The sequence below is a fragment of the Verrucomicrobiota bacterium genome (assembly GCA_037139415.1).
In the GTDB taxonomy this organism is placed as follows: domain Bacteria; phylum Verrucomicrobiota; class Verrucomicrobiia; order Limisphaerales; family Fontisphaeraceae; genus JBAXGN01.
Genome location: JBAXGN010000360.1, coordinates 1 through 2,349 on the forward strand (window position 1 = coordinate 1; position 2,349 = coordinate 2,349).

The window sequence follows — 2,349 nt, forward strand, 5'->3', positions numbered from 1 at the left end:
TACCTCAAACTCCAAATCGCCGCTTGAACAAAGTTACTCTCCGGTCACACACCCGGGCAATTCCGGGCTTGCCATGGCAGACGGTTTGAGCAACATTCTGCGCCATGCAAAAGCGCGCATTGATCACAGGAGTCACCGGCCAGGATGGTTCGTATCTGGCAGAGTTTCTGCTTTCCAAAGGGTATGAAGTCCACGGCATTATCCGCCGGGCCAGCACTTTTAATACGGGCCGGCTGAATGGCATTTATACGGATCCGCATGTCGCCGAGTCCCAGTTCTTTCTGCATTATGGCGATTTGAGCGACGCCAGCGCACTGGCCCGGCTGATCGGCAAAATCGCACCCGATGAAGTGTATAACCTGGCGGCCCAAAGTCATGTGCGCGTGAGCTTCGACAGCCCGGAATATACCACGGACATCACCGCGACCGGCGCGGTACGACTGCTCGAAGCCATGCGTGAAACCGGGGTGCCAGCGCGCTTTTACCAGGCGTCCTCGAGCGAAATGTACGGCAAGGTGCGCGAGGTGCCCCAGACCGAGGCAACCCCGTTTTATCCGCGCTCCCCCTATGCCTGCGCCAAGGTGTACGCGTATTGGATCACGGTGAATTATCGGGAGTCGTATGGAATGCACGCGAGCAACGGCATTTTGTTCAATCATGAATCGCCCCGGCGCGGCGAAACGTTTGTGACCCGCAAAATCACCCGGGCCGTGGCGCATATCAAGGCCGGTTTGCAGCAGAAGTTGTTCATGGGCAATTTGGACGCGAAACGCGACTGGGGGTATGCCAAGGAGTACGTGGAGGCCATGTGGATGATGTTGCAGCAGGAGCAGGCGGATGATTACGTCATTGCCACCGGGGAAACCCATAGCGTGCGGGAATTTCTGGAACTGGCGTTTGCCCACGCCGGGATGGATTGGAAGCAATACGTGGAATTCGACGAACGCTATACGCGCCCCTCCGAGGTGGACTTGCTCATCGGTGATTGCAGCAAAGCCAAGCAGAAATTGGGATGGGAAGCGACCACCAAATTCGCCGGGTTGGCCAAGTTGATGGTGGACGCGGATATCCAGCTTTTGGCGGATCATCAGGCCGGCCGGTCCAAAGTGGTGTCCTGACCCAATTCGTTTTGCCAACCGATTGAGGTTGGGATGTCTGGCCGTGGTTTCAGAAACCCACGCCCGGCAGGTCAAACGAATAGGTCATGTCTTTCGGATCCCAATTGCGATAGGAGCGGACGTGGAAATCGGCAAACAGCACATTGACACGCTGGCTGTGGACCGGGGACGGTTCCCCGAACAAGGTGTCCTGGGAATAATTATCCTGATCGGCATCCTGAGCGTCAAAGGGGTAATTGGAATCGCCGGAAAGCAGGTATGAGGAAGGCAGTTTGAGTCGGCTGAGGTTGACGCTGCCCGCGTTGCCAGTGGTCAGATAGACTTCGCGCGAGCCCATGAAATAGTTGAAGGCAGAACGGTTATACATCAGGCACATCTCCGGGCAACGCATGACGTTGGTGGTGTAAAAGTAGTCGCGGAGTGGATAGCACCAGGCGGGCGGGTTGGTGGCGCCCCACGCGATGGTGCCATGGGCGGCGGGCAGCAAATCCTCGTTGTCATCGCCGTACATTTGCATCGCCAGGCCCAATTGCCGGCAGTTATTGGTACACAGGATGGTCTTGGCCTTGATTTTTGCCTTGGCCAGCGCGGGCAGCAACATACCGGCAAGCAAGGCGATAATGGCGATCACCACCAGCAATTCAATCAGAGTAAAGGCGCGTTGTCGGTCGGTTGTCCGCATGTGTACCTCTCCTTGAGACGCCCGGCCGGGGGGAATATTCACGCACGCGGTGTTTTACCTGGAAAAGAAAAAGGCCGACTGAGGATTCAGCCGGCCTTGGTTGAGAAAGGAGAATATTAATTCTGTTTCTTTTCCTTCTTGGCCGGATGGCATTTGGCACAAACTTTGCCTTCTTCGGCGGCCTTCTTGCAGCATTCGCACTTGGTGCAGGCCTTGCCCGCGTCCACAGTGGCTTCGCAGCAACCGCAGGCTTTCTTTTTGCCTTCACCGGCCATCAGCGCCGCAGCGCACACCACCAACGATAACGCAATAATGATTTTCTTCATATATGTTCTTTCATTTGTCCCCACCCGCATGGCAAGGGCCACACAGCCTTTAACGCCAGTCGAGTGAACACAGAACAAATGTCTAACAGAATTAGACGTCCTATTCCAGTAAAAAATTCATTTTGGATGTGGTTTATTGACAGGTAGTTACGCGATTGGTTCTGGTATTAATTCTACTTCGTTAAGTTTTTTTGGGTATTTTTTGACGCTGCGCCCGTTTGGT

At 54.9% G+C, this 2,349-nt stretch carries 3 protein-coding genes; 1 reads left to right on the forward strand and 2 read right to left on the reverse strand.

The annotated features are described in order from the left end of the window. Positions 1–104: 104 nt before the first annotated feature. Positions 105–1,118, forward strand: coding sequence for a GDP-mannose 4,6-dehydratase (gmd, locus tag WCO56_29635; GenBank protein ID MEI7733764.1), 1,014 nt, complete (start codon positions 105–107; stop codon positions 1,116–1,118). A 49-nt stretch (positions 1,119–1,167) separates the two neighbouring features. Here gmd and WCO56_29640 read toward each other — a convergent pair whose 3' ends face one another. Both WCO56_29640 and WCO56_29645 read right to left on the reverse strand, forming a co-directional pair. Beyond that, on the reverse strand, positions 1,168–1,800 hold the full coding sequence (locus WCO56_29640) for a prepilin-type N-terminal cleavage/methylation domain-containing protein (protein MEI7733765.1): 633 nt from the start codon (positions 1,798–1,800) through the stop codon (positions 1,168–1,170). 116 nt (positions 1,801–1,916) lie between these two features. Next, positions 1,917–2,126, reverse strand: a complete 210-nt coding sequence (locus WCO56_29645) for a hypothetical protein (protein MEI7733766.1) — start codon at positions 2,124–2,126, stop codon at positions 1,917–1,919. Between the last annotated feature and the right edge of the window lie 223 nt (positions 2,127–2,349).

What these genes read in the sequence shown, in the direction of transcription:
- gmd (MEI7733764.1), top strand. Translation starts at nt 105, where the DNA reads ATGCAAAAGCGCGCATTGATCACAGGAGTCACCGGCCAGGATGGTTCG.
- WCO56_29645 (MEI7733766.1), bottom strand. Translation starts at nt 2,126, where the DNA reads ATGAAGAAAATCATTATTGCGTTATCGTTGGTGGTGTGCGCTGCGGCG.
- WCO56_29640 (MEI7733765.1), bottom strand. Translation starts at nt 1,800, where the DNA reads ATGCGGACAACCGACCGACAACGCGCCTTTACTCTGATTGAATTGCTG.